23 protein-coding genes and 2 tRNA genes are annotated in these 23,025 nt (G+C 68.6%); 12 read left to right on the forward strand and 13 right to left on the reverse strand.

What is annotated here, in order from left to right; all coding sequences use genetic code 11:
- Both ADK57_RS48255 and ADK57_RS35820 read right to left on the reverse strand, forming a co-directional pair.
- Positions 1 to 1,852 (reverse strand): serine/threonine-protein kinase (locus tag ADK57_RS48255; RefSeq protein WP_107091729.1); only part of this gene is annotated, 1,852 nt, incomplete at its 3' end.
- Between the two features lie 202 nt (positions 1,853 to 2,054).
- Positions 2,055 to 2,603, reverse strand: coding sequence for a helix-turn-helix domain-containing protein (locus tag ADK57_RS35820; protein WP_053753862.1), 549 nt, complete (start codon positions 2,601 to 2,603; stop codon positions 2,055 to 2,057).
- A gap of 182 nt (positions 2,604 to 2,785) precedes the next feature.
- On the opposite strand from ADK57_RS35820, the gene ADK57_RS35825 reads away from it, so the two are divergent.
- A tRNA-Ala gene (locus ADK57_RS35825) sits at positions 2,786 to 2,858 on the forward strand.
- 98 nt (positions 2,859 to 2,956) lie between these two features.
- Positions 2,957 to 3,145, forward strand: a complete 189-nt coding sequence (locus ADK57_RS50210) for a hypothetical protein (RefSeq protein ID WP_159050210.1) — start codon at positions 2,957 to 2,959, stop codon at positions 3,143 to 3,145.
- 152 nt (positions 3,146 to 3,297) lie between these two features.
- Here ADK57_RS50210 and ADK57_RS35835 read toward each other — a convergent pair whose 3' ends face one another.
- Positions 3,298 to 4,011: a DUF5324 family protein gene (locus ADK57_RS35835; RefSeq protein ID WP_053753864.1), complete on the reverse strand. Its 714-nt coding sequence runs from the start codon at positions 4,009 to 4,011 to the stop codon at positions 3,298 to 3,300.
- Positions 4,012 to 4,375: 364 nt separating this feature from the next.
- Between ADK57_RS35835 and ADK57_RS35840 the strand changes: the two genes are divergently transcribed.
- Both ADK57_RS35840 and ADK57_RS35845 read left to right on the forward strand, forming a co-directional pair.
- Positions 4,376 to 4,909 carry a peptidylprolyl isomerase gene (locus ADK57_RS35840; protein ID WP_053753865.1) on the forward strand — a complete coding sequence of 178 codons (534 nt, stop codon included), beginning with the start codon at positions 4,376 to 4,378 and terminating at the stop codon, positions 4,907 to 4,909.
- A 142-nt stretch (positions 4,910 to 5,051) separates the two neighbouring features.
- Entirely contained in the window at positions 5,052 to 5,939 is an 888-nt protein-coding gene (locus ADK57_RS35845) for a rhomboid family intramembrane serine protease (protein ID WP_053753866.1), read from the forward strand.
- Positions 5,940 to 6,203: 264 nt separating this feature from the next.
- On the opposite strand, the gene crgA is transcribed toward ADK57_RS35845, so the two are convergent.
- The gene (gene crgA, locus ADK57_RS35850) at positions 6,204 to 6,458 is read right to left on the reverse strand and encodes a cell division protein CrgA (protein ID WP_053753867.1); all 255 of its coding nucleotides are present in this window, start codon (positions 6,456 to 6,458) and stop codon (positions 6,204 to 6,206) included.
- A gap of 142 nt (positions 6,459 to 6,600) precedes the next feature.
- Here crgA and ADK57_RS35855 point away from each other — a divergent pair, with 142 nt between their 5' ends.
- The 6 genes from ADK57_RS35855 to ADK57_RS35875 are packed head-to-tail and all read left to right on the forward strand — an operon-like array spanning position 6,601 to position 10,724.
- A complete protein-coding gene (locus tag ADK57_RS35855) occupies positions 6,601 to 7,380 on the forward strand; it encodes a DUF881 domain-containing protein (protein ID WP_053753868.1) in 780 nt (259 codons plus the stop codon).
- A 29-nt stretch (positions 7,381 to 7,409) separates the two neighbouring features.
- Positions 7,410 to 8,096: a class E sortase gene (locus ADK57_RS35860; protein ID WP_053753869.1), complete on the forward strand. Its 687-nt coding sequence runs from the start codon at positions 7,410 to 7,412 to the stop codon at positions 8,094 to 8,096.
- 16 nt (positions 8,097 to 8,112) lie between these two features.
- A complete protein-coding gene (locus ADK57_RS48265) occupies positions 8,113 to 8,310 on the forward strand; it encodes a hypothetical protein (protein WP_199830761.1) in 198 nt (65 codons plus the stop codon).
- A complete protein-coding gene (locus ADK57_RS35865) occupies positions 8,307 to 8,945 on the forward strand; it encodes an aminodeoxychorismate/anthranilate synthase component II (RefSeq protein WP_053753870.1) in 639 nt (212 codons plus the stop codon). Before ADK57_RS48265 ends, ADK57_RS35865 begins: the two co-directional genes overlap by 4 nt.
- The gene (locus ADK57_RS35870) at positions 8,942 to 9,958 is read left to right on the forward strand and encodes a class E sortase (protein ID WP_053753871.1); all 1,017 of its coding nucleotides are present in this window, start codon (positions 8,942 to 8,944) and stop codon (positions 9,956 to 9,958) included. The genes ADK57_RS35865 and ADK57_RS35870 overlap by 4 nt, the downstream gene beginning before the upstream one ends.
- A gap of 13 nt (positions 9,959 to 9,971) precedes the next feature.
- Positions 9,972 to 10,724, forward strand: coding sequence for a class E sortase (locus ADK57_RS35875; RefSeq protein ID WP_053753872.1), 753 nt, complete (start codon positions 9,972 to 9,974; stop codon positions 10,722 to 10,724).
- Between the two features lie 193 nt (positions 10,725 to 10,917).
- Here the strand turns inward: ADK57_RS35875 and ADK57_RS35880 are convergent, their stop codons facing one another.
- The 7 genes from ADK57_RS35880 to ADK57_RS35910 form a co-directional block, all read right to left on the reverse strand.
- Positions 10,918 to 11,631, reverse strand: coding sequence for a restriction endonuclease (locus tag ADK57_RS35880; protein ID WP_234390519.1), 714 nt, complete (start codon positions 11,629 to 11,631; stop codon positions 10,918 to 10,920).
- A gap of 263 nt (positions 11,632 to 11,894) precedes the next feature.
- Complete coding sequence (gene pknB / locus ADK57_RS35885; RefSeq protein WP_053753873.1) at positions 11,895 to 13,913, reverse strand: Stk1 family PASTA domain-containing Ser/Thr kinase; 2,019 nt, start codon at positions 13,911 to 13,913, stop codon at positions 11,895 to 11,897.
- Between the two features lie 170 nt (positions 13,914 to 14,083).
- A complete protein-coding gene (locus ADK57_RS35890; protein ID WP_053753874.1) occupies positions 14,084 to 15,565 on the reverse strand; it encodes a peptidoglycan D,D-transpeptidase FtsI family protein in 1,482 nt (493 codons plus the stop codon).
- A complete protein-coding gene (locus ADK57_RS35895) occupies positions 15,562 to 17,001 on the reverse strand; it encodes an FtsW/RodA/SpoVE family cell cycle protein (RefSeq protein ID WP_053753875.1) in 1,440 nt (479 codons plus the stop codon). Before ADK57_RS35895 ends, ADK57_RS35890 begins: the two co-directional genes overlap by 4 nt.
- A gap of 27 nt (positions 17,002 to 17,028) precedes the next feature.
- Complete coding sequence (locus ADK57_RS35900; protein ID WP_234390520.1) at positions 17,029 to 18,555, reverse strand: Stp1/IreP family PP2C-type Ser/Thr phosphatase; 1,527 nt, start codon at positions 18,553 to 18,555, stop codon at positions 17,029 to 17,031.
- Positions 18,556 to 18,683: 128 nt separating this feature from the next.
- Entirely contained in the window at positions 18,684 to 19,202 is a 519-nt protein-coding gene (locus ADK57_RS35905) for an FHA domain-containing protein FhaB/FipA (protein WP_053753876.1), read from the reverse strand.
- Between the two features lie 10 nt (positions 19,203 to 19,212).
- Positions 19,213 to 20,094, reverse strand: coding sequence for an FhaA domain-containing protein (locus ADK57_RS35910; protein ID WP_053753877.1), 882 nt, complete (start codon positions 20,092 to 20,094; stop codon positions 19,213 to 19,215).
- A gap of 490 nt (positions 20,095 to 20,584) precedes the next feature.
- Here ADK57_RS35910 and ADK57_RS35915 point away from each other — a divergent pair.
- Positions 20,585 to 20,668, forward strand: a tRNA-Leu gene (locus tag ADK57_RS35915).
- Between the two features lie 178 nt (positions 20,669 to 20,846).
- On the opposite strand, the gene ADK57_RS35920 is transcribed toward ADK57_RS35915, so the two are convergent.
- Positions 20,847 to 21,476 carry a TetR/AcrR family transcriptional regulator gene (locus ADK57_RS35920; RefSeq protein WP_053753878.1) on the reverse strand — a complete coding sequence of 210 codons (630 nt, stop codon included), beginning with the start codon at positions 21,474 to 21,476 and terminating at the stop codon, positions 20,847 to 20,849.
- 331 nt (positions 21,477 to 21,807) lie between these two features.
- The gene (locus ADK57_RS35925) at positions 21,808 to 22,461 is read right to left on the reverse strand and encodes an FMN-dependent NADH-azoreductase (RefSeq protein WP_053753879.1); all 654 of its coding nucleotides are present in this window, start codon (positions 22,459 to 22,461) and stop codon (positions 21,808 to 21,810) included.
- A gap of 143 nt (positions 22,462 to 22,604) precedes the next feature.
- Here ADK57_RS35925 and ADK57_RS35930 point away from each other — a divergent pair, with 143 nt between their 5' ends.
- Positions 22,605 to 22,967, forward strand: a complete 363-nt coding sequence (locus ADK57_RS35930) for a winged helix-turn-helix transcriptional regulator (RefSeq protein WP_053753880.1) — start codon at positions 22,605 to 22,607, stop codon at positions 22,965 to 22,967.
- Positions 22,968 to 23,025 lie beyond the last annotated feature (58 nt).

Genomic DNA, 23,025 nt, shown 5'->3' on the forward strand with positions numbered 1-23,025 from the left:
GGGGGGGGGGGAGGAGGGGGGGGGGCGGGGGGGGGGAGGGGGGGGGGAAGGGGGGGGGGGGGGGGGACGGGGGAGCCGGATCGGGCTGAGCGTGTGCCTGTGCCTGCGGCCGTGTCTGTGGCTGTTGTTGTCCGTGGCGGGGCTGTGGGGTGGGTGCCTGGGGGGAGTGGGTGGCAGCGGTCTGCGGGGGCGGCAGGTGGAAGCTGCCCGTGTCCGACATGGTGGGCGGTTGCGTGGGGGCGGACGGCTGCGGGGGGACGGCGGGTGGGGCCGGCGCGGGGGTGGGCCGCGACGGGGTTGCGCCTGCAGGAGCCGATGTCCACCCGGTCCCTTGCCGGTGATCGGGGGACACGGCCCCTGCGCCCGGGCCGACTGGATCGGCTGTGCTCGGCTCGGGCGGGGGTGCGAAGCCTGTACCGGGGATCGGGGGTGCGTGGCCCGAGCCGATCTGGGCGCCCATGGAGTCCGTGCCCGGGGCGGGCGCGAAAGGGGCAGTGCCGGGGCGGGCGGCCATGGGGGCGTTGCTTTGTCGTGCGGTGCTCTGTCGTGCGGCCGACGCAGCACCGCCCGATCCGGATCCCGAGGGCACATCTTCCGGCAAAGAGGACGCGTGCCCTTCCTCCGGGCGGAAACGGAAGGGGATGCCTGCGGCTTCGGGCGGGGCGGGCGGAGCTGCGCCGGGGCCGAGGTGCGCACCATCCCCCGCTGTGGACGAGACACCACCGCCGGCCGGCCCGGCGGCACCATCTGGCGGCGCGGCTGCTCCTTCCACCGGCCAAGGGCCCGCTGCCGACCCGGCAGCTCCCTCCAGAGGCGAGGGTGCCTCCACCTGCCCGGCCCCATCCTCCACAGGCCGGGGCCCAACTGCCGGATCGGCAGCGCCCACCACCGACCGAACTCCCTCTGCCGAAGGGGAGGTTCCCTCTGCCGGCCACCGCGAAGTCGCCCCCGTCTCCACGCCCGGTGCCCGCTTGAGTGGGCCGGTAGGGGCGAAGCCGGGTGGCAGCGGCCCGAGTTGGTCGAAGATTTCGATGGTCTCGTCGTCGGGGCCGGGTTCCGGAAGGAGTTCGGCGGCCGAGGCCAGTGCCTTGCGCGCTCCGGTGGCCGTGCGGAAGCGGGCGTGTGGGTCGGGCTGGAGGAGAGAGGACACGACCTGCCACAGCGGGTCGGGAATGCCCTGTGGGGCGCTCGGTGTGCCGTGCGCGGTGAAGTACTGGATGAGGGCCTTGGCGTCCGGCTTGGCGCCCTCCAGGAGATACAGCGCGGTCAGCCCCACGGCGAACAGGTCCGCGGGGAAGTCCGGTTCGGCGCCCATCATCTGCTCGGGCGCGAGATAGCCGGGCGTACCGACCACGAGGTTGGTCTCCGTCAGGCGCGGTTCGCCCAGCCGCATCGCGATGCCGAAATCGGACAGGCGTAGCCGGGGGCGGCCCGTGCCGGTGGCTTCGAGGAGCACGTTGGCGGGCTTGACGTCGCGGTGGACGACACCTTCCGCGTGAACCGCGGCGAGCCCGGCCAGGAGCTGGTCGAGCAGGGTGCAGACAAAGGCGGGTGGGAGAGGGCCGTAGTCGCCGATCAGGTGGACCAGCGAACCGCCGGCGACCAGGTCCATCGTGAACAGGACCTTGTCGTCGTCGGCGGCCCAGCTGGCGGGCGCGAGTACATGGGGATGGTCGATCCGCAGCGCCTGTTCACGGACGAAGCGCAACAGCGCGTGCGCGTCGCTCTGTTGCAGAACCTTGGCGGCGACGTACCGGCGGCGGCGGTGGTCCCAGGCGCGCCAGACGGCGCCCACTCCTCCGCGTCCGATCGGATCGGCCAGTTCGTACCGGCCGGCGAAGACCTCACCCATGGCTGTGCGTCGCCCCTCCCCCTTCGGTTACCCCCTTGCTTCTCCCTGCTTCCCCCGTGATGAGCGATACGACCCCTCTCGCGCCCTCGTCGATTCGGGACACACCCCCGCGTGTCCCGTCGGCGAGGGACACGGCCCCCTCGCGTTCCTCCTCGGCCGTCGGCCCGGCTGCCGAACCCCCTTCGGTGGCCGGGCCGCCGGTTCAGCTCTGGTGGGACTGGTAGTGCGTGACCGCGTCGGAGGTGCGGCCGGCGCCGTACACCCGGAGGAACTCTGCCAGTTCCGGGTGGGTCGGGGCGAGAGTGTCGGCCGCCTCGATGATGTCTCCCGCGGCCGCCACCGAGCGCAGCAGCGACTGGATCTCGCGGACCACCCGCTTGACCGTGGGCGCTCCCGAACTGCTGGTCGTCTGTGTGGTGTTGCTGAGCACCGAACCCCCCTGCGACTTCTTGATCTCGTCCATGCGGTCGGTCGCCTCGGCCGCGCTGACGCTGCCGTCCGCGACCTGCCCCGCCAGGTCCTGGAGCAGTTGCACCCGCTGGACCACGGCAGGATTGCCGATCTTCGCCCGCTGGCCGCTCATCAGCTGCGACAGCATCGGTGCGGACAGTCCCAGGACCCCCGCGAGACGAGCCTGGTTGAGTCCAAGATCGTCTATGAGCTTACGGAAGAGCGCCCCCAGCGGCTCCCCATACCAGTTCCGCTGCAGTTCCCGCGCTCTTGCGGTGGCTTCCTGCTGTGCGGCGTCCATTGCGTCTCCCCATCGCTTCCCCAAAAACGGTGGTTCGCTGTAGCGAACCACGCCGAGCATCTTACGGAGAGTGGTCTTCCACGGGGACCCCCAATCTTTTTGCGAGATCCCGGGGGTGACCCGGTACTCTGGTCTGCGTCGCCACCCGGTACGCGGTTCTTCCGGGCGGGCGACCACTTTTCGGGGCCTTAGCTCAGTTGGTAGAGCGCTGTCTTTGCATGGCAGATGTCAGGGGTTCGACTCCCCTAGGCTCCACTCACGTAAAACGCCCCCTGATCTGCGGAAACGCAGTTTCGGGGGGCGTTTTGGCGGAAGGCGTCGATGCCCGCGTACTCCTCCTCCGGCCAGATCTGATGGCAGTGCAGGACGACGGGGTCGTCTTCGGCGAGGGCGCGCTGCTCGCCGTCGGCCGCGTCCGGTTGTGCCGGAGGTACGTGACACCCGTGTACGTCGTCCCGATGGCTTCTCCGGTCGGAACCATCACCTGGTACGGGCGAAATCAACTCGCCGACGGCGCGGACCACTGCGCTGGATGGTCGTGACGGTACGCGCAACTCACTTGTAGTACCGCGGAATTCGGAGCGGCGGGCAAGCGGGCACTGTTTCACGTGAAACCGCGCAACCCGTGACGCGCTCGAGACCGCTGTGGGGCGGAGGACTCAATTGGTCCTCCGCCCCACAGCAAGAGCCTTGCTCAGCCGCGGTCGTCGCGGTGTGCTGCCTCCTCCTCGGCCTCCTTGGCCTGCACCTCCGGGTCGAGTACGGCCTGTCCGGTGCCGTCGACCGAGGTCAGGCGGCTCGACTCCGGTACCTCCGTCGCAGCGGGCGGCTCGACCAGCCAGTCAGGGTTGGCCTGCTTGTCCCACCACTTCCAGGCGGCGAAGGCGCCGCCTGCGACCAGGCCCGCCACCGCCAGCGCCTTGGCGAGCCGGCCGGCCCGCGCCCGCCGCTCGTGCTTGCGGACCAGCTTCTGGATCTCCTTGGGCGAGACCTGGCCCCGTAGCGCGGCCAGCGCGGCCGCACTACGGGCAGCGGCCTCGTCGCGAACGGGACCGGTCGCGGCCACCGCCTGCTCGATTCGCGGTCGGGAGTAGTCGGCTGCCTGCTTGGCGGCCTTACGGGTACGGGTCGCGGCCTCGTGGGCGGCCTGGTCGACCTTCGGCGGGACATGTGCGAGAGCCTGCGAACGGGCTGACTCCAGACGCGGCGCGAGATGGGCGTCGTACTGGACACGAGCCTGTTCGGCGGCCTGCGACACCTTCGGCGCGAGCCGTACGCGCGCCTCCTGTGCGTAGTGCGCGGCCCGGTCCTTGGCCGTGTCGGCGTAGGGCGCCACCACTTCCGCGGCGTGCATCACGCTGTCCTTCGCCGAGCCGGTCGCGGCGCGCACGCTGTCGATGCGGGTCACGGGTTCCTCCTCCTCGGTGGCGTACGGTATTTCGACTTTCCACCCTTTTACGGATCATGCCTGTCCGGCAGCCCCGGGGCATGTGAGGGCGGGCATCCGGGTCACAGACACAGACTCCGGACGATCTCCCATCAAGGAATGCTCAAGATCCGATCACGTGCAATAGCGGATGAATACAGGGCAACAGGAGCTTGTCGTCGACAATGCCACGGATCGCCGCCAGACGCCCCCGGCCCGGGGCCACTCGACCGGATTTCTGCATGCGAAAACGCCGCACGCCCGGCGCACGGGCGGGTGCCGGGCGACGCACGGCACGAACCGTGCAAGGATCGGAAGGGCACAGAAGGACAACGGAAGGCAGATCGTGGCCGAGCAGCTTTACGCCACCCTGAAGACGAACCACGGCGATATCGAAGTCCGGCTCCTGCCGAACCACGCCCCCAAGACGGTCCGCAACTTCGTCGAACTCGCCCAGGGCGAGCGCGAGTGGACCCACCCCGCCACCGGCGAGAAGTCCACCAAGAAGCTCTACGACGGTACGGTCTTCCACCGTGTGATCAGCGGCTTCATGATCCAGGGCGGCGACCCGCTCGGCACCGGCATCGGCGGCCCGGGCTACGAGTTCGAGGACGAGTTCCACCCGGACCTCTCCTTCAACAAGCCCTACCTGCTGGCCATGGCCAACGCCGGCCCGGGCACCAACGGCTCGCAGTTCTTCGTCACCGTCTCCCCGACGGCCTGGCTGAACCGCAAGCACACCATCTTCGGCGAGGTCACCGACCCGGCGAGCCAGAAGGTCGTGGACGCGATCGCCACCGTCCCGACCACGCGCCCGAACGACCGCCCGGTCAAGGACGTCGTCATCGAATCGGTCGTCATCGAGAACCGCGAGGGCTGAGACCCCCGAAGGCCCCGCGATCCGCGCGACCGGTAACCTCTCCGGCCTGCGCGAAAGGACCGCGCGAAGGGAACCAAACGCCCCGTTCATCCGTAAGGATGGACGGGGCGGTGCATGTGCGTACGACGACTTAGGGGATGTCATGGACCAGGCGGCAGGCAGTTCGCAGGACGCCCAGAGCGCGCCCGGCTGCTACCGGCACCCGGACCGCGAGACCGGCATCCGCTGCACCCGCTGCGAGAAGCCGATCTGCCCCGAGTGCATGGTCAGCGCCTCCGTCGGCTTCCAGTGCCCCGACTGCGTCCGCGGCGGCTCCGGCACCGGCCACGCCCGCACCGCCACCCAGCCCCGCACCATCGCCGGCGGCACCATCGCGGCCGACCCCCGGCTGATCACCAAGATCCTCGTCGGCATCAACCTCGCGGTGTTCATCGCGGTCCAGGCGTCGACGTCGCTCCTGAACGACCTGGTCCTCATCGGTGCCTGGCCGCCCGCCCCCTTCGCGCCCACCGAGGGCGTCGCCGGCGGCGAGTGGTACCGCCTGGTCACCTCGATGTTCACGCACCAGGAGATCTGGCACATCGCGTTCAACATGCTCAGCCTGTGGTGGCTCGGCGGCCCTCTGGAAGCGGCCCTCGGCCGAGCCCGCTACCTGGCCCTCTACTTCGTCTCGGGCCTCGCCGGCAGTGCCCTCGCCTACCTGCTCGCCTCCCCGAGCACGGCCACCCTCGGAGCCTCCGGCGCCATCTTCGGCCTCTTCGGCGCCACCGCCGTCCTCATGCGCCGCCTCAACTACGACCTGCGGCCGATCATCGCCCTGCTGGTGATCAACCTCATCTTCACTTTCAACCCGGGCTTCAACATCTCCTGGCAGGCCCACATCGGCGGCCTCGTCGCCGGCGTCATCACCGGCTACGCCATGGTCCACGCCCCGCGCGAACGCCGCGCGCTGGTCCAGTACGGCACCTGTGCGCTGGTCCTGGCCGTGATCGTGATCATGACGCTGCTGAGGACCGCGCAGCTCACCTGAGCCGTGCGTTCCTGCAGCTGAGCGGGCTTTGTCCACAGTGCGTGGCGAGTCCTGTGCATACCGTGCGGGAACAGCTGTGCCCCCTGTCGCTGACCTGTGTTTTCGCAGGTCAGGCAGGGGGCGAACATGCCTTCGGTTACCGGTGTGTCAGTCGTACCGGCGTCAACACTCGATGGGTTATCCACAGATCGTCGTCTTTTCCCCAGCGAGCTGTGGAAATTTCTGCAGGGCTGTGGATAACTCAGCGGATAGCCCTGGGCAGAGCTACTTCCACTGCGTGGAGACGCCGAACCCGGCCGCGATGAAGCCGAAGCCCACCACGATGTTCCAGTTGTTCAGGGAGTCGATCGGCAGCGAACCGTCAGTCACGTAGAAGATGACGATCCAGACGAGGCCGATGAGGAACATGGCCAGCATCACGGGTGCGACCCAGGAGCGGCTGTTCAGGTTGATGGTGGTCGCCTGCTTCGCCGGGGGCGGCGTGTAGTCGGCCTTCTTGCGGATACGTGACTTCGGCACGAGGGTCTCTCCTGTCGATGCGCTGCGTGGCCGCGCAGGGAACTGGGGCGGGCTCCGGGGCAGCGTACAAGGGGACACTTAGTGCTCCCCCGGGCGTCCGTTAGCGTAGTGCTTCCGCGGCGCCGAAGGAGATAAGGGTACGTTGACCAATTCTGCCGACTCCCCCGGGACGGGATCCAGTCCTGCCGGCCGGCGAGGTTTCCGGCCCGTGCGGGTGCTCACGGCATGCGTCTTCGCGCTCGCGGGGCTCATTTTCTTCACGAGTTTCAATACGGCCAAGGGCACCAATATCCGGACGGACACGTCCTTGCTGAAGCTGTCGGACCTCATCCACGAGCGCAGCCAGAAGAACGGCGAGCTGGACGAGTCCAACGGTGCCCTGCGGCGCGACATCGAGTCGCTCGCCGAGCGCGACGACGGCAGTACCAAGGCCGAGGACGACAAGCTCGCGGCCCTGGAGGAGAACGCGGGCACGCAGAAGCTCACGGGCAAGGCGATCTCGGTGACCCTCAACGACGCCCCGCCGGACGCGACGGCCAAGCTCCCCGGCTATCCCGAGCCGCAGCCCGACTACCTGGTCATCCACCAGCAGGATCTCCAGGCCGTGGTGAACGCCCTGTGGCAGGGCGGGGCCAAGGGCATCAAGGTCATGGACCAGCGGCTGATCTCGACCAGCGCCGTGCGCTGCGTGGGCAACACGCTGATCCTGCAGGGCCGCGTCTACTCACCGCCGTACAAGATCACGGCGGTCGGCGACCCGGACGCCTTGCAGAAGGCGCTGGCGGAGAGTGCGTCGATCCAGAACTACATGGTGTACGTCAACGTGTACGGGCTCGGCTGGAAAGTCGAGGAGGACGGGGCGGTGACTCTGCCCGGCTACTCGGGCACAGTGGATCTGCAGTACGCGAAGCCCGTGGAGTGAGTCCCGAGTAGGCCCCTCAGGAGCTGCCGGTGCGCGTCGTCGTCAGGTCGGTCAGTGAGTTGTGCATCACCGTCGGCGCCCTGATCGTGCTGTTCGTCGTCTATGTGCTGTTCTGGACCGGTGTGAAGGCCGACCATGTGATGGACGACCAGATCGACCGGTTACAGAACCAGTGGGCGCAGGAGCCCGTGCGGCCCACCGCTTCGGCCAGTGCCTCCGAGAGTCCGTCCGAGCCGGTGTCGTACAAGGCGGGCAAGCCTTTCGCGATCATGTACATCCCGCGCCTTGGTTTCACGTGGAACAAGCCGGTCCTGGAGAACACCGCCACCGACACCCTGAAGAAGGGCCTCGGGCACTACGCGCGCACCGCGCAACTCGGCCAGAAGGGGAACTTCGCGGTCGCCGGCCATCGGCGTACGTACGGGGACCCCTTCAAGGACTTTCCGAAGCTGCGGCGGGGTGATGCGGTCGTGCTGACGGACGGGACCACCTGGTTCACGTATCGGATCGACAAAGGCCCCTACAAAACCGTGCCCTCGGACGTCGAGGTGATCGACCCTGTGCCACGTAAGTCGGGGTATACGCGCCCGGGCCGCTACCTCACACTGACCACGTGCGATCCGGAGTGGGGGCACAGCCACCGGCTGATCGTCTGGGCGCATCTTGACTCCACACAGCCTGTGGAGGCAGGGAAACCAGCGGCGCTGCGCCGTTAGTCTGGTGCGGTACGGCGTGAGTCTGGTGCCGTGGTGCGACGGAAGGGACGGCATGTACGGCTGGATCTGGCGGCATCTGCCGGGGAACGCGTGGGTGAAGGCGTTTGTCTCACTCGTGCTGGTCGTTGCTGGGGTCTACGTCCTGTTCCAGTACGTCTTCCCGTGGGCCGAGCCGCTGCTGCCCTTCAACGATGTGACGGTGGACAACCAGTGAGTGCGCGGATTCTCGTCGTCGACAACTACGACAGCTTCGTCTTCAACCTGGTCCAGTACCTGTACCAGCTGGGCGCCGAGTGCGAGGTGCTGCGCAACGACGAGGTGTCGACGGCGCACGCCCAGGACGGCTTCGACGGCGTGCTGCTGTCGCCGGGGCCGGGGACGCCCGAGGAGGCCGGGGTCTGCATCGAGATGGTGCGGCACTGCGCGGCGACCGGTGTGCCCGTGTTCGGTGTGTGCCTGGGCATGCAGTCGATGCAGGTGGCCTACGGCGGTGTCGTGGACCGTGCACCCGAGCTGCTGCACGGCAAGACCTCGCTGGTCGAGCACGAGGGCAGGGGCGTCTTCGCCGGGCTGCCGACGCCCTTCACCGCGACCCGGTACCACTCGCTGGCCGCCGAGCCGGCGACGGTTCCGGCCGAGCTGGAGGTCACCGCCCGTACCCACGACGGCATCATCATGGGCCTGCGCCACCGGGAACTGCCCGTCGAGGGTGTGCAGTTCCATCCCGAGTCGGTGCTGACGGAGCACGGGCACCGGATGCTGGCCAACTGGCTCGTGGAGTGCGGGGACCAGGGCGCGGTGGCGAGGTCGGCGGGGCTCGCCCCGGTGGTGGGCAGGGCCACGGCGTGACCGCGTTGCGCCCCGAGCGCGAGGACTCGTACGGCGGTGTGCCGTACGAGTCGTACGACTCGGTGCCGTACGAACCGCCCCTCGACGACGAGACGGTGGCGTTGCGGATCCCCGAGCCGCCGGCGCGTCCGGTCGGGGGGGAGCCCATATCCGCCCCTGACGCCTCATCCGCCTCGTCTGCCACAGGAACTCCCATGGGCGGTCGTGCGGCCCGCAGAAGGGCCGCCAAGCGCCGTGGTGGGCGTCATGGGGGCGGTGCGGAGCCGGCACCGGAGTCTCCGGCCGATGACGGCAGGCCGCTCTCCCGGGTCGAGGCGCGGCGGCAGGCGCGGGCGCGCAAGCCCGGCGCGGCGGTCGTCGCGAGCCGGGCGATCGGTGAGGTGTTCATCACGACCGGCGTTCTCATGCTGCTGTTCGTCACCTACCAGCTGTGGTGGACGAACGTGCGGGCGCATGCGCAGGCGGACAAGGAGGCGAGCAGCCTTCAGGACGACTGGGCGAGCGGGAAGCGGAACCCTGGGACGTTCTCGCCGGGGCAGGGCTTCGCGCTCCTGCACATTCCGAAGCTGGACGTGGTGGTGCCGATAGCGGAGGGCGTGAGCAACAAGAAGGTGCTGGACCGGGGCATGGTCGGTCACTACGGCGAGGGCGAGCTGAAGACGGCGATGCCCGACGCGAAGACCGGCAACTTCGGGCTCGCGGGCCACCGCAACACGCACGGCGAGCCGTTCCGGTACATCAACAAGCTGCAGCCGGGCGACGCGATCGTCGTGGAGACGCAGGACAAGTACTTCGTCTACAAGATGGCGTCGATGCTGCCGGTGACGTCGCCGAGCAACACGAGCGTGCTGGATCCTGTTCCGCCGGGGTCGGGTTTCACGAAGACGGGTCGCTACATCACCCTGACCACGTGCACTCCGGAGTTCACCAGCAAGTACCGGTTGATCGTCTGGGGCAAGATGGTCGAGGAACGGCCGCGCAGCAAGGGCAAGCCGGATGCGCTCGTCGAGTAAGGGCAGATGACAAGTGGCAGCGACCACCGACGGCACCGCAGAGCAGACCGAGATGCCCGGGCACGCGCCCGCACCGCGCCGCCGCGGCATGGGCCGGATCGCCATGGCGGTCAGTGTCTTCGGCGAACTCCTCATCACGGCGGGCCTGATCCTCGGCCTCTTCGTCGTCTACTCCCTGTGGTGGACGAACGTCCTCGCCGACCGCAAGGCGAACCAGCAGGGCGACAAGGTCCGTGACAACTGGGCCGCCCAGAAGGACACCGGTCCCGGCGCGCTGGACACCGGGGACGGCATCGGCTTCCTGCACGTGCCCGCGATGAAGAACGGCGAGGTCCTGGTGGAGAAGGGCACGTCGTCGAAGATCCTCAACGACGGTGTGGCCGGCTACTACACCGACCCGGGCAAGGCGACGCTGCCCACGTCGGGCAAGAAGGGCAACTTCACCCTCGCCGCCCACCGCGACGGCCACGGCGCGAAGTTCCACAACATCGACAAGATCAAAGAGGGCGACCCCATCGTCTTCGAGACGAAGGACAAGTGGTACGTCTACAAGGTCTACGCCATCCTTCCCGAGACCTCGAAGTACAACGTCAAGGTCCTGTCGGCGCTCCCCGAGGAGTCCGGCAAGACGAAGGCGGGCCACTACATCACCCTGACGACCTGTACGCCGGTGTTCACGTCCCGGTACCGGTACGTCGTCTGGGGGGAGCTGGTGCGCACCGACAAGGTGGACAGTGAGCGGACGCCGCCAGAGGAACTGAGGTGACTGAACTCCTTTGAGGAGCTCAGTCACCTAGCATGGCGGAGGCCCGAAGCCGCAACCAATCCTTGCGGCTTCGGGCCTTCGTGCATCACCCCGCGCCTACTCCAGCACGTTCAGTGGTTCCCCTGTGCTCCACTGCTCCAGCAGTCCACGGTGTACGGCGGTGATGCCGCCTTCGGCTGCGATGCTCAGGGCATCAGGGGTGAAGGGGCATGTCGCCACGAAGAGGGCCACTTCCGCGGCGCACAGAACCTTGGCCGACCCGACGAACTGTTCCTTCGAGCCTCCGCAGCCGTGTGTGGTGCTGGTGGAGCCGTCGTTCGATGTGCTGGACTCCCGCCCGTAGGGCGATCAGCTCCCTGCGGTGTTCGCCGGACGTTTCGATCAGGGCGTTGAACATCGGGACGACCGTCTTGCCGAGGATGTGGGTGATGCGCTGGTCGATGCGGTCGTCGAGGGAGAGCTCGTCTGTCAGGTCCGGGTTTTCCACAGGCTGTGTGCGCGCCAGGTACTCCATGTCGAGCAGGTACGTGCGTACCTGACGGGCGACTGCGCTGTCGCGGAGGAGCATGGCGATGTTGAGGATGGCGCGACGGGAGTAGATGGTGAGGCTGCGGCGGGCTTGTGGATGACTGCCGAGCGAGAGTGACATGTTGTCACTCTCGAACTTCCGCAGAACAGCGCCCCGCAGCACAGCCATGCCGTTGACTTCCAGCTCTGCGCGGTGGCGCTTGGCGAGCTGCCGGATGGCATCGGCGGTGACCTCGAAGTAGGCCGCCACCATCGCCGTGGTCACATGCATCCCGTCCGGCAGCAGCGACAGCGCCTTGACCCTGTCCAGCACCTCCGTGCGTTCCAGCACGCTGTCGCGCAGGGTCTTCGATTCCAGCAGTGCCGATTCGTTGATCATGCTCTGCCCTTCCGTTCGCGGTGTGGCCGTAGGGCCAGGGCAGAGCTCGACACCCCACCCCACCCGATCAACGAGTCATGACATATGAAGACACGATCGATGCACGCGCATGATTGCGGCGGCCCAGGGCAGGGCGGCGGTCAGGGGGCTGCCCTAGTGAGCGGTTGCGGAACCGGCTCCCGTGGCAGGGCGAAGAGAAGACCGGAGCCCCGGCGCCCTCGTGGTGAGGGTGCCGGGGCTCCGGTCGTACAGGGCGGGTGGGGTCAGTCCTCCGTGCGGGCCGCCGTTCCGGTGGCTCCGCCGAAGATGTTGCCGTCGTTGCCGCCGCCGCCGTTGTTCCCGCCGTTGTTCCCGACGCCGATGGTCGTCAGGGTGATCTGCGTGCCGGCGGGGTCGTCGACCTCGTTGCCCGGGTCCGGATCCTGGTCGGAGACGAACGCCGTGTCGCTCTGGTCGCTGCCGTTGGCGAACTGGATGTTGTTGAAGCCGGCGGCGTTGAGGATCTGCTTGGCCTGCCCCACGGTCTGGCCGACGACGTTCGGGACCTCCGTCTTGTCCGCCGCCTTGCCGACCTGGATGTTCACCGAGGAGTTCTTGTCGGCCTGGGATCCGGCCGACGGCGTGGTCTGGATGACCTTGCCGATCTGGTTGACGTCGTCGGTCTCGACGTCGGTGCAGTTGCCGACCAGGTTGTTGGCCGTCATCTGGGCCTTGGCCTCGTCACAGGTCTTGCCGAGGACGTCCGGGACGGTGGCCTTCTCCTCGGCCTTGGCGATGGTGAGGGTGATCGTGGAGCCCTTCTCCACTTCCTCGCCCTTGACCGGGTCCTGGTCGAGGACGGAGTTCGGGTCGTCCGAGGACTCCCGGCTCTCCGTCTTGATCGTGAACTCGTAGTCGTCGCCGCTGAGCTTTTCCTTGGCCTCGTCGAGGGTCAGGCCGATCACGCTGGGGACGGTGACCTTCGGGGCGCCGGTCGAGACGGTCAGGTTGACCGTGGAGCCCTTCTCGACCTCCTTGCCCTGGTCCGGGTCCTGGTCGCAGACCTTGCCCTTGCTCTGGTCCTCGCAGGGTTTCTCCGTGACCACGACCTTCAGTCCGGCGTTCTCGGCCAGTTTGTTGGCGTCCTCCACCGTCTCGCTGACGAAACCGGGCACGGCGACCTTGTTGTTGCTCACCCCGCCGCTGTCGAACATCCACTTGCCGATGAGGATCGCGCCGACCAGCACCAGAGCACCCGCCACGACCAGCAGGATCGTCGAGGTGTTCGACTTCTTCTGGCGGCGCCGGTCGGGGCGGTCGTCGTAGCCGTAGCCGCCGTCGTCCGGGTTCATGGGCGGCAGCATCGTCGTGGCGCCCGCGTCGGCGCGCAGGGCCGTCGTCGGCTGGTCGTCGGGGTAGCCGCCGTAGCCGACCGAGCCCATCGCGGCCGTGGCCGCCACCGGCTGGCCGTCGAGGCAGGCCTCGATGTCGACGCGCATCTCGTCGGCGGACTGGTAGCGGTAGTTCGGGTCCTTGACCAGTGCCTTCAGGACGATGGCGTCCATCTCGGGCGTGAGCTCGGGGTCGAAGACGGACGGGGCCTGGGGCTCTTCCCGTACGTGCTGGTACGCGACCGCTACCGGTGAGTCGCCGACGAAGGGCGGGCGGACCGTCAGGAGTTCGTAGAGCAGACAGCCCGTGGAGTAGAGGTCGGACCGCGCGTCGACCTGCTCGCCCTTGGCCTGCTCCGGGGAGAGGTACTGGGCGGTGCCGATGACCGCGGACGTCTGCGTCATCGTCATGCCGGAGTCGCCCATGGCGCGGGCGATGCCGAAGTCCATGACCTTGACCTGGCCGTTGCGCGTCAGCATGACGTTGGCCGGCTTGATGTCGCGGTGGACGATGCCGGCCCGGTGGGAGTACTCCAGGGCCTGGAGGATGCCGATGGTCATCTCCAGCGTGCGCTCCGGCAGCAGCCTGCGGCCGCTGTGAAGGAGCTCACGGAGGGTGGAGCCGTCGACGTACTCCATGACGATGTACGGGATCGAGACCCCGTCGATGTAGTCCTCGCCCGTGTCGTAGACCGCGACGATCGCGGGATGGTTGAGCGAGGCGGCCGACTGGGCCTCCCGGCGGAACCGGGCCTGGAAGGACGGGTCGCGCGCGAGGTCCGCGCGCAGCGTCTTCACCGCCACGGTGCGGCCGAGGCGGGTGTCATGCGCGAGGTAGACCTCTGCCATGCCACCACGACCGAGCACCTGGCCCAGCTCGTACCGGCCGCCGAGGCGACGCGGCTCTTCCATAGCTTCCTACCAGCCCTCTCCGTCGGTCCCGACCGGCACATTAGTGCGGTCGGGTGGCTGCCGTCCGGGCCTACCGTACCCGGCTGGCTTTGTGTGACCTGGCCAAGCCCGTCACCCGATACAGGACCGGTATCGCAACGTGCACCGATGTGAAGGGGACGTGATCGGGGTCACTGCTTGCTGTTGATGACCGCCTCCATCACGTTCTTCGCGATCGGGGCCGCGAGGCCACCGCCGGAGATGTCGTCACGGACGGCGTTGTCGTCCTCGACGACCACGGCCACGGCGACCGGCGAGCTGCCGTCGCTGAGCTTGGCGTACGAGAGGAACCAGGCGTAGGGGTTCTTGCTGTTGTTCTCGCCGTGCTGGGCGGTACCTGTCTTGCCGCCCACCGTGACGCCGTCGCCGATCTGCGCGTTCTTGCCCGTGCCGTCCTTGACGACGGTCTCCATCATCGACTGGAGGATCTGGGCGTTCTTCGCCGACAGCGGCTGGCTCAGCTTCTCCGGCTCGGTCTTCTCGATGGGGTCGAGGCTCGGCGCCTGGAGTTCGTCGACCATGTACGGCTTCATCAGCGTGCCGTCGTTGGCGACCGCCGAGGCGACCATCGCCATCTGGAGCGGGGTCGCGGCGGTGTTGAACTGGCCGATGGAGGACAGCGCGGTCTGCGACGGGTTCATGTCGTCGGAGAAGACCGAGGCGCTGGAACGGATCGGCGTGAAGTGCTCCTCGTCGAAGCCGAACTTCTTGGCCTCCGCGAGCATCTTGTCGTTGCCGAGGTCGGAACCGACCTTGCCGAAGACGGTGTTGCAGGAGTCTCGGAGGGCGACCCGCAGCGTGGCGTTCTTGCAGGGGATGTTGCCCTCGTTGGGCAGCTCGGTCGTGGTGCCCGGCATGGTCCAGGGCAGTGGCGACTTGGTGTTCTCGTCCGCCGTGGTGTACAGGCCGTTCTCCAGCGCGGCGGCGGCGGTGACGACCTTGAAGGTGGAGCCCGGCGGGTAGGTCTCGCGCAGGGCGCGGTTGAGCATCGGGTCTTCGTCGTTGTTCGCCTTCTGGAGCTTCTGCCACGCCTCGGTGTCGGTCGTCGTGGAGTTGCCGGCGAACGAGGAGGGGTCGTACGACGGGTAGGACGCCAGCGCCAGGATCGCGCCGGTGGAGGGGTCGAGTGCCACGACGGCACCCTTGCCGCCCTGCTTCTTCAGACCGTTGTACGCGGCCTTCTGTGCGGCGCCGTTGAGGGTGGTGACCACGTTGCCTCCCTCCTTCTCCCGGCCCGTGAACATGTCGAGGGTGTTGCGGAAGAACAGCTGGTCGTCGTTGCCGGTGAGGATGCCGTCCTCGATGCTCTCCAGCTGGTTGGCCCCGAAGGCCTGCGAGGCGTACCCGGTGACGGGCGCCCACATGGGGCCGTTCGTGTAGGTGCGCTTGTACTTGAAGTCGCTGCCGGAGGTTTCCTTGGAGCCGGTGATCGACTTGCCGTCGACGATGATGTCGCCGCGTGGAGTGGCGTACCGCTCGATGATGACGCGGCGGTTGTCCTTGTCGGACTTGAGCTCGTCGGCCTGGACGTACTGGACCCAGTTGTCGCGGACGAGCAGTGCCAGGACGAGCAGTCCACAGAAGATCGCGATCCGGCGCAGGGGCTTGTTCACGGGCGGACCACCTGGGTCATCTCGGCGTCGGGGTTGGGAGCGGGGGCGGGCGCCGGGCGGCGTGCGGTGTCGCTGATGCGCAGCAGGATGCCGATCAGGGCCCAGTTGGCGATGACGGACGAACCGCCGTAGGCCACGAAGGGCAGCGTCATACCGGTCAGCGGGATGAGGCCCATGACACCGCCGGCCACGACGAAGACCTGGAGGGCGAAGGCGCCGGACAGGCCGATGGCCAGCAGCTTGCCGAACGGGTCGCGGGCCGCGAGCGCGGTTCGTACCCCGCGCTCGACGATCAGGCCGTAGAGCAGCAGGATCGCCATGACGCCCGCCAGGCCCAGCTCCTCGCCGAAGGTGGCGAGGATGAAGTCGGAGTTGGCGGCGAAGCCGATGAGGTCGGAGTTGCCCTGCCCGAGACCGGTGCCGAGCGTGCCGCCGGAACCGAAGGCCCACAGGGCCTGCATGGCCTGCTCGGAGTGGATGATGCCGTCCTGGGTCCCTGCGCGGCTGAGCTGGAACTCGCGCATCGGGTCGAGCCAGGCCTGCACACGCGTCTGGATGTGCGGCTCGAAGCTCGCCACGCCGACGGCGCCGACCGCGGACATCAGCAGACCGAAGACGATCCAGCTGGTCCGCTCGGTGGCGACGTACAGCATGATGATGAACATTCCGAAGAACAGCAGGGACGTACCGAGGTCGGTCTCGAACACCAGGATGAGGATCGAGATGACCCAGACGACGAGAATCGGACCGAGGTCGCGGCCGCGCGGCAGGTAAAGACCCATGAAGCGGCGGCTGGCCAGGGCCAGGGCATCTCTCTTGACCATGAGATAGCCGGCGAAGAACACCGCGAGGGCGATCTTCGCGAACTCACCGGGCTGGAGCGTGCCGAGGCCGGGGATCTTGATCCAGATCTTGGCGCCGTAGATGTTCGCGCCGAGTCCGGGCACGAGCGGCAGGACCAGCAGGAACAGCGCGCCGGCCATGGAGATGTAGGTGTAGCGCTGCAGGACGCGGTGGTCCTTCAGGAAGATCAGCACTACCGCCAGCAGGGCGACGCCCATCGCGGAGTACAGCAGTTGGCGCGGTGCCGCGTCGGCGTAGTTGCTGAGCCGCTTCGACTGGTCCAGGCGCCAGATGACGACCAGCCCGAGCCCGTTCAGCAGGGTCGCCAGCGGCAGCATCAGCGGGTCGGCGTACGGTGCGAACTTCCGTACGACGAGATGACCGACGCCGGCGAGCAGACCGAGTCCGAGGCCGTAGCCCAGCAGGCCGGGCGGCACCGAATCGTTGATGGCCAGGCCCACGTTGGCGTACGCGAAGACCGGGATGACGACGGCGAACGCCAGCAGCGCGAGCTCGGTGTTGCGACGGCTCGGCGTGCCGATCGAGCCGATCGTGGACGTGTGGTGCGTCGGTGAGTTGGTAGTACTGCTCATCGTGTGACAGGGCCTCTCACGGCTCGGCTACTGCTTGTCGCACTGCGAGACGACCTTCTGCTCCTGGTCGGAGAGGCTGGGGCCGGGGGTGGGCGTGGGCGCAGTCGGGGACGGGGAGGTCGACGTCGATGGATTCGGCGTCGGCGAGGCCTTGGACGACAGAGAGGCGGGTGTGGTTCCCGTGGTGCCGCCGGCCTCGCCCTCACCGGTCTTGGCGTTGTTCTCGGCCTCGGCCTCCTCGCGCGCGGCTTCCTTCTCGCACGCGGATGCCTGGACCGCCAGGGCGTCGATCTTCGTCTGGGCGTCCTTGAGCCCGCCCTCGGTGATCGTCGCCTTGACCTGCTTCTGCATGTACGTGGGCAGGTACTTGAGTTCGATCTCGGGGTGGTCCTTGTGCACCTTGGACAGCGAGACCCAGGCGAGGTCCTGGCTGATGCCGCGGTACAGGGCGACGTGTTCGCCGTTGGCGCCGACGTAGTACTGCGTCTGCGTCCAGCGCCAGCCGCCGTACAGGCCGCCGCCGACGACGGCCAGCGCGAGCGCGATGTAGAAGGATCTCTTGAGCCACTTGCGGCCCTTGCGGGGCTTGACGAAGTCGTCGTCGCCGTAGTCGCCGAAGCCGGACGTGGAGATGTATCCGGTGGTGTCGCCGGAGCCGGGCGGGCCGAACTCGCCGCCCCCGCCCTGTCCGGGCACCTGGCGGCCGAGCCCGGAGGCGCGGCCCGCGGGGGTCTGCATGATGCCGTTGTCGTGCAGCTGGAGCTGGTTCTCGGCGACCGCGCCGACCACGACGGGGGTGTCGGACAGCTGCCCGGCGAGGGTGTCCCCGGTGTCGAGGTCGAGGACGTCGGCGACGATGACCGTGATGTTGTCGGGGCCGCCGCCGCGCAGCGCGAGCTGGATCAGATCCTGGACGGTCTCCTGGGGGCCCTGGTAGCTGGCGAGGGTGTCCTCGAGGGTCTGGTGGGACACGACCCCGGACAGGCCGTCGGAGCAGATCAAGTAGCGGTCGCCGGCGCGGACTTCACGGATGGAGAGGTCGGGCTCGACATGCTCGCCGCTGCCCAGCGCGCGCATCAGCAGGGAGCGCTGCGGGTGGGTGGTGGCCTCTTCCTCGGTGATACGGCCCTCGTCGACCAGGCGCTGCACCCACGTGTGGTCCTGCGTGATCTGCGTGAGGACGCCGTCGCGCAGCAGGTAGGCGCGCGAGTCGCCGACGTGTACGAGGCCGAGGCGCTGGCCGGTCCACAGGAGGGCGGTGAGCGTGGTGCCCATGCCCTCCAGCTGCGGGTCCTCCTCGACCATCGCGCGCAGCTGGTCGTTGGCGCGCTGAACGGCGGTGCCGAGGGAGGTGAGGATGTCGGAGCCGGGCACGTCGTCGTCGAGGGCGACGATCGTGGAGATGGCCTCGGAGGAGGCGACCTCACCGGCTGCGGCGCCGCCCATGCCGTCGGCGATGGCGAGCAGGCGTGGACCGGCGTATCCGGAGTCCTCGTTGCCCTCCCGGATCATGCCCTTGTGCGATCCGGCGGCGAAGCGCAGTGACAGACTCATGCGCACCTCGCCCGTCGGCTCCGGGTACATCCGCACGGTGCCCACCCTCCGGTCGGGAGCGCGCCGGGGCCCGGGGTGCCGGGCGCCGCTGCGTGCTCGCTCCGCTCGCGCTCATTCATGACGTGGCACTACTTCCGCAGCTCGATGACGGTCTTGCCGATGCGGAGGGGCGCGCCCGGCGCAATCGGTGTGGGGGTCGTCAGCCGCGATCGGTCGAGGTACGTGCCGTTGGTGGAGCCCAGGTCCTCGACGATCCACTGGCCGTCTCGGTCCGGGTAGATCCTGGCATGGCGGCTGGAGGCGTAGTCGTCGTCCAGCACGATGGTGCTGTCGTGCGCCCGGCCCAGGGTGATGGTCTGCCCCTGGAGGGCGACGGTGGTGCCGGTGAGTGTGCCCTCGGTCACCACCAGCTTGGTGGGTGCGTTACGACGCTGGCGGCCGCCGGCGGCCTGCTGGCGCTGTTGCGGAGGCGCGGCCGCCTGGCGGGCGGCGGCCTGCTGCTGCCGTCCGCTCTCCCGGCGCGAACCGCGCTGGGTGACACGCGTACCGAACAGGTCGCTGCGGATGACCTGCACGGCCACGATCACGAACAGCCACAGTACGGCCAGGAAACCCAGCCGCATGACCGTGAGGGTCAGCTCTGACATTGCCCCCGCTTCACCCTTCGGCTTGCCGGTAAATGATGGTGGTACTGCCCACGACGATCCGCGAGCCGTCGCGGAGCGTAGCGCGGGTGGTGTGCTGCCCGTCCACCACGATGCCGTTGGTGGACCCGAGATCCTGGATCGTCGAGGGCGTTCCGGTCCGGATCTCACAGTGCCGGCGCGAGACGCCGGGGTCGTCGATCCGCACGTCGGCCTCGGTGCTGCGGCCCAGCACGAGCGTCGCGCGGGAGATCTGATGGCGGTTGCCGTTGATCTCGATCCAGTGGCGCATGCGACCGCCGGCCGCGGTGGCGGGTGCGGCGGCCGGGGGCCGCTGTCCGCCCGCGGGCTGCGGGTAGCCGTAACCGCCGTAACCGCCGCCGCGGCCGCCGGGAGGCGGCGCGGCAGGCATGGGCGGGGCGCCCGTGGGCGCGGCGGCGGGCGGGTAGCCGTATCCGCCGAGGGCCGGCCGGCCTGGGGCCGGAGCCGCCGGGGCGCCGCCGGGAGCTTGCTGGTTGGTGGAGGAGGCGAGCGTACGGCTGCGCACCCGGTACAGGCCGGTGTCGAGGTCGTCCGCCTTCTCCAGGTGGACCTTGATGGGGCCCATGAAGCTGTAGCGCTGCTGCTTGGCGTAGTCGCGCACCATGCCGGCGAGCTCGTCGCCGAGCTGGCCGGAGTAGGGGCTGAGCCGCTCGAAGTCCGGCGTGCTCAGCTCCACGATGAAGTCGTTGGGTACGACCGTCCGGTCGCGGTTCCAGATGGTCGCGTTGTTGTCGCACTCGCGCTGGAGTGCTCCCGCGATCTCCACGGGCTGTACCTCGGACTTGAACACCTTGGCGAAGGTGCCGTTGACCAGACCTTCGAGACGCTGCTCGAACTTCTTCAGGACTCCCATGGGGCACCTCCTCCGATGCTGCTGCCGTCCTGCGCCCCGCTGAGCGGGCGCTGCCTTGCCTCGTGCTGCTGGTACTGCTTACTGATCGTATCCACGCGCCGTCGAATCGGCTGGTTCCCCTTGTCGGCCCGGTCGACGGGTGTCGACGCCTCCGAAGTTCCCTCCGGAGCTCTCCTTCGAACTCTTCTCGGACATAGTCCTGCCAAGGATCGTAGAGGCGGCCGTAGACCAGTGTCCCGCACCGGGCTGTGGACCTGGACCGGCTCCTGCGGAGACGACCGGGACCGGTACGAGGTTGATACGTGAACCGGTCGGCGTTGATACGTAGTCGGCGGAAATCGGGGGCGGGGTGGCGGGCGGACGCAGAGTGTGCTGGTGGGCGGCTGCCCGGCCATAAGGGATGTGAACCCACCCCGTCCAGCGTGCTAATGTTCTGCGTGTCGGAAGGCGCCAGGCCCCAAGGGGAACGGAGCCCGAGGACACACCCAATGCGCGGGTGGCGGAATAGGCAGACGCGCTGGATTCAGGTTCCAGTGCCCGCAAGGGCGTGGGGGTTCAACTCCCCCCTCGCGCACAGCGAAGAACCGACGGAACGGGTCTTCACCAGTGACGAAAGTCACGGTGAGGGCCCGTTTCTCGTTGTGGTGGCAGGGGCCCGGCGGTGAGGTATCTCACGGTCGGGGCCTGCCGTTCTGCCGTTCTGTGGTTCTGCGTGACGGGTCTATGTGACGCAGCCGTCCGTATCGGTGGTTCTACGTGACGCAGCCGTCCGCGCGCAGGTGCCGCAGGGCGGCTTCCGCCTCGGGGCGGGTCCTTCCGGCGGCCAGCAGCACCGCCGTGGCGGCGGCCGGGGCGGATCCCTCCCACATCTCGTCGTCCATCGACTCGAGCATCGACACGACGACCGACTCCAGTACGTGGGCCAGCACCGGCGCGGGCAGGTGGTCGGCGAACACTCCGTCCCGCTGCCCCTGCGCGAGCAGTTCACCGGCCAGATCCCGTACGGGGGTCAGCGCGCCGCGGATGTCGCCGTCCAGGTCGCGGCGGCCGAGCGCGATCAGCATGCGGAAGCGGTCGCCGATGCCCCAGACGGCCATGATGTAGCGGGCCAGGGCCAGGTCGGGGGGCTCGGCAGGGCTGTGCTCGTCGACGAAGGCCTGCCGGAGCGACTCCACGGCGTCGTCGGCGAGGGCGGTGACGAGGTCCTCCCGGCTGGCGAAGTGGCCGTAGAGGGTGCGGCGGGCGACCCCGGCAGCGCGGGCGATGTCGTCGATGGTGGTCTCGGGATCCGCGCTCAGCGTCTCGCGCGCCGTGTCCAGAATGCGCCGCCGGTTCGCCTGCGCGTGCCGCCGACGGGGTGCCGCCTTCGCACTCTCGGTCATCGCCTGCCCCTCGTGTTGCTCTGGCGAAGACTCGCACAATGGGCGGGACCTGCGGCAGGAGAGGGCCTGAGGGCGGGCGGTGAGTTTGGGTGGCCGGTTTGCTCGGCGCGCTCGGCGCGCTCGGAGACCGGGTGGGGGTGGGGGTGGGGTGGTCTGTGGGGCCGGTGGCCGGGCGCGGTTGATGCGGCACTCGCCTTCCCCGTACGGCTTCGGTGTCGCTGGTGTCGGCGTCGTGGTGCCGGTTTCGCGGTGTCGGGGAAGCGGCGTGGGTTCGCCGGGGTGGATTCGCCGGGGTGGGGGCGGACGCCTGCCCCCACCCCGGCCGACAGGCTTACGCCGCGACGCGCTCGGCCACTTCCTTGGCCTTGGCGGCCGCGTCCTGGAGGGCGCGCTCGCGGGAGGCCTCGAAGAGCGGGACCAGCTCGGCCATCGCCGGGTTCTGCGGGGCCATCGTGAGCTCCGGGACGATGAAGTGGAGGTCCACGGCGAGGGTGTCGGCGAAGATCGCCTTCAGGTAGGTCTGCACGTACTCGTAGCCTTCGCGCGGGGTGCCCGGCGCGTAGGAGCCGCCGCGGCTGGCGACGACGGTGACCGGGGTGCCCTTGACCTTCGATTCCTCGGTCATGGCGGTCCGGCCTATGAGGACCACGTTGTCCAGCCAGGCCTTGAGGGTCGACGGGATCGAGAAGTTGTACATCGGGGCGCCGATCAGCACCGCGTCAGCCTGCTCCAGCTCCTCGATCAGCTGCACGCGCGCGGAGAAGGCTGCCTCCTGCTCCGGGGTGTGCGTGGCGGGATCGGCGAAGCCGGCGGTGTGGGCGTCGGCGGTGATGTGCGGGACGGGGTTCGCGGCGAGGTCGCGGTAGATCACCGTGCCCTCGGGATGCTGCTCCTCCCAGGACTTGCGGAAGGCGTCCGTGACCGCGCGTGATGCGGAGGCGTCGGCGGAGAAGACGGAGGAGTCGATGTGCAGGAGCGTGGCCATGGGTTCTCCAGGGGAGCGGTGGACGTACTCGACGTACTCGTGACGGATGCTCGTGACCCGCACTCGTAATTCGTACTCGACTATGGATAACACAGGTACTTACTTTTTTTCATCCACGTTGGGAAAGGTAGTAACCTGAGGGCATGGCGGTCGAGCAGAGTCACGACACGGCGGCGTGCAAGCGGGTCGACGAGGGCATCACGCGTGTCTTCCAGCTGCTCGGAAAGCGCTGGACCGGCCCGATCGTGTCCGTCCTCGTCAACGGACCCGCGTACTTCGTCGACCTGCGCAGGGCGGTCCCCGGCATCAGCGAACGCATGCTCTCCGACCGCCTCACCGAGCTGGGTGCCGCACATCTCGTAGTGCGCGAGGTCGACGAGGGGCCGCCGCTGCGGGTGTCGTACCGGCTGACGGAGGCGGGGGCCGCGCTGGCGCCGGCGCTGCGGCTGCTCGGGGAGTGGGCGAAGGAGCATCTGCCGGAGTCGGAGCGGCCGACCGGGTGCTGACGGTGTGCGGCCGGTGCGCTGCGTGTGCGCTTTCTGTGTGCTGCCTGTGCACTGCCTC

It is taken from the genome of Streptomyces sp. MMG1533, from assembly GCF_001279775.1.
Lineage (GTDB): Bacteria > Actinomycetota > Actinomycetes > Streptomycetales > Streptomycetaceae > Streptomyces.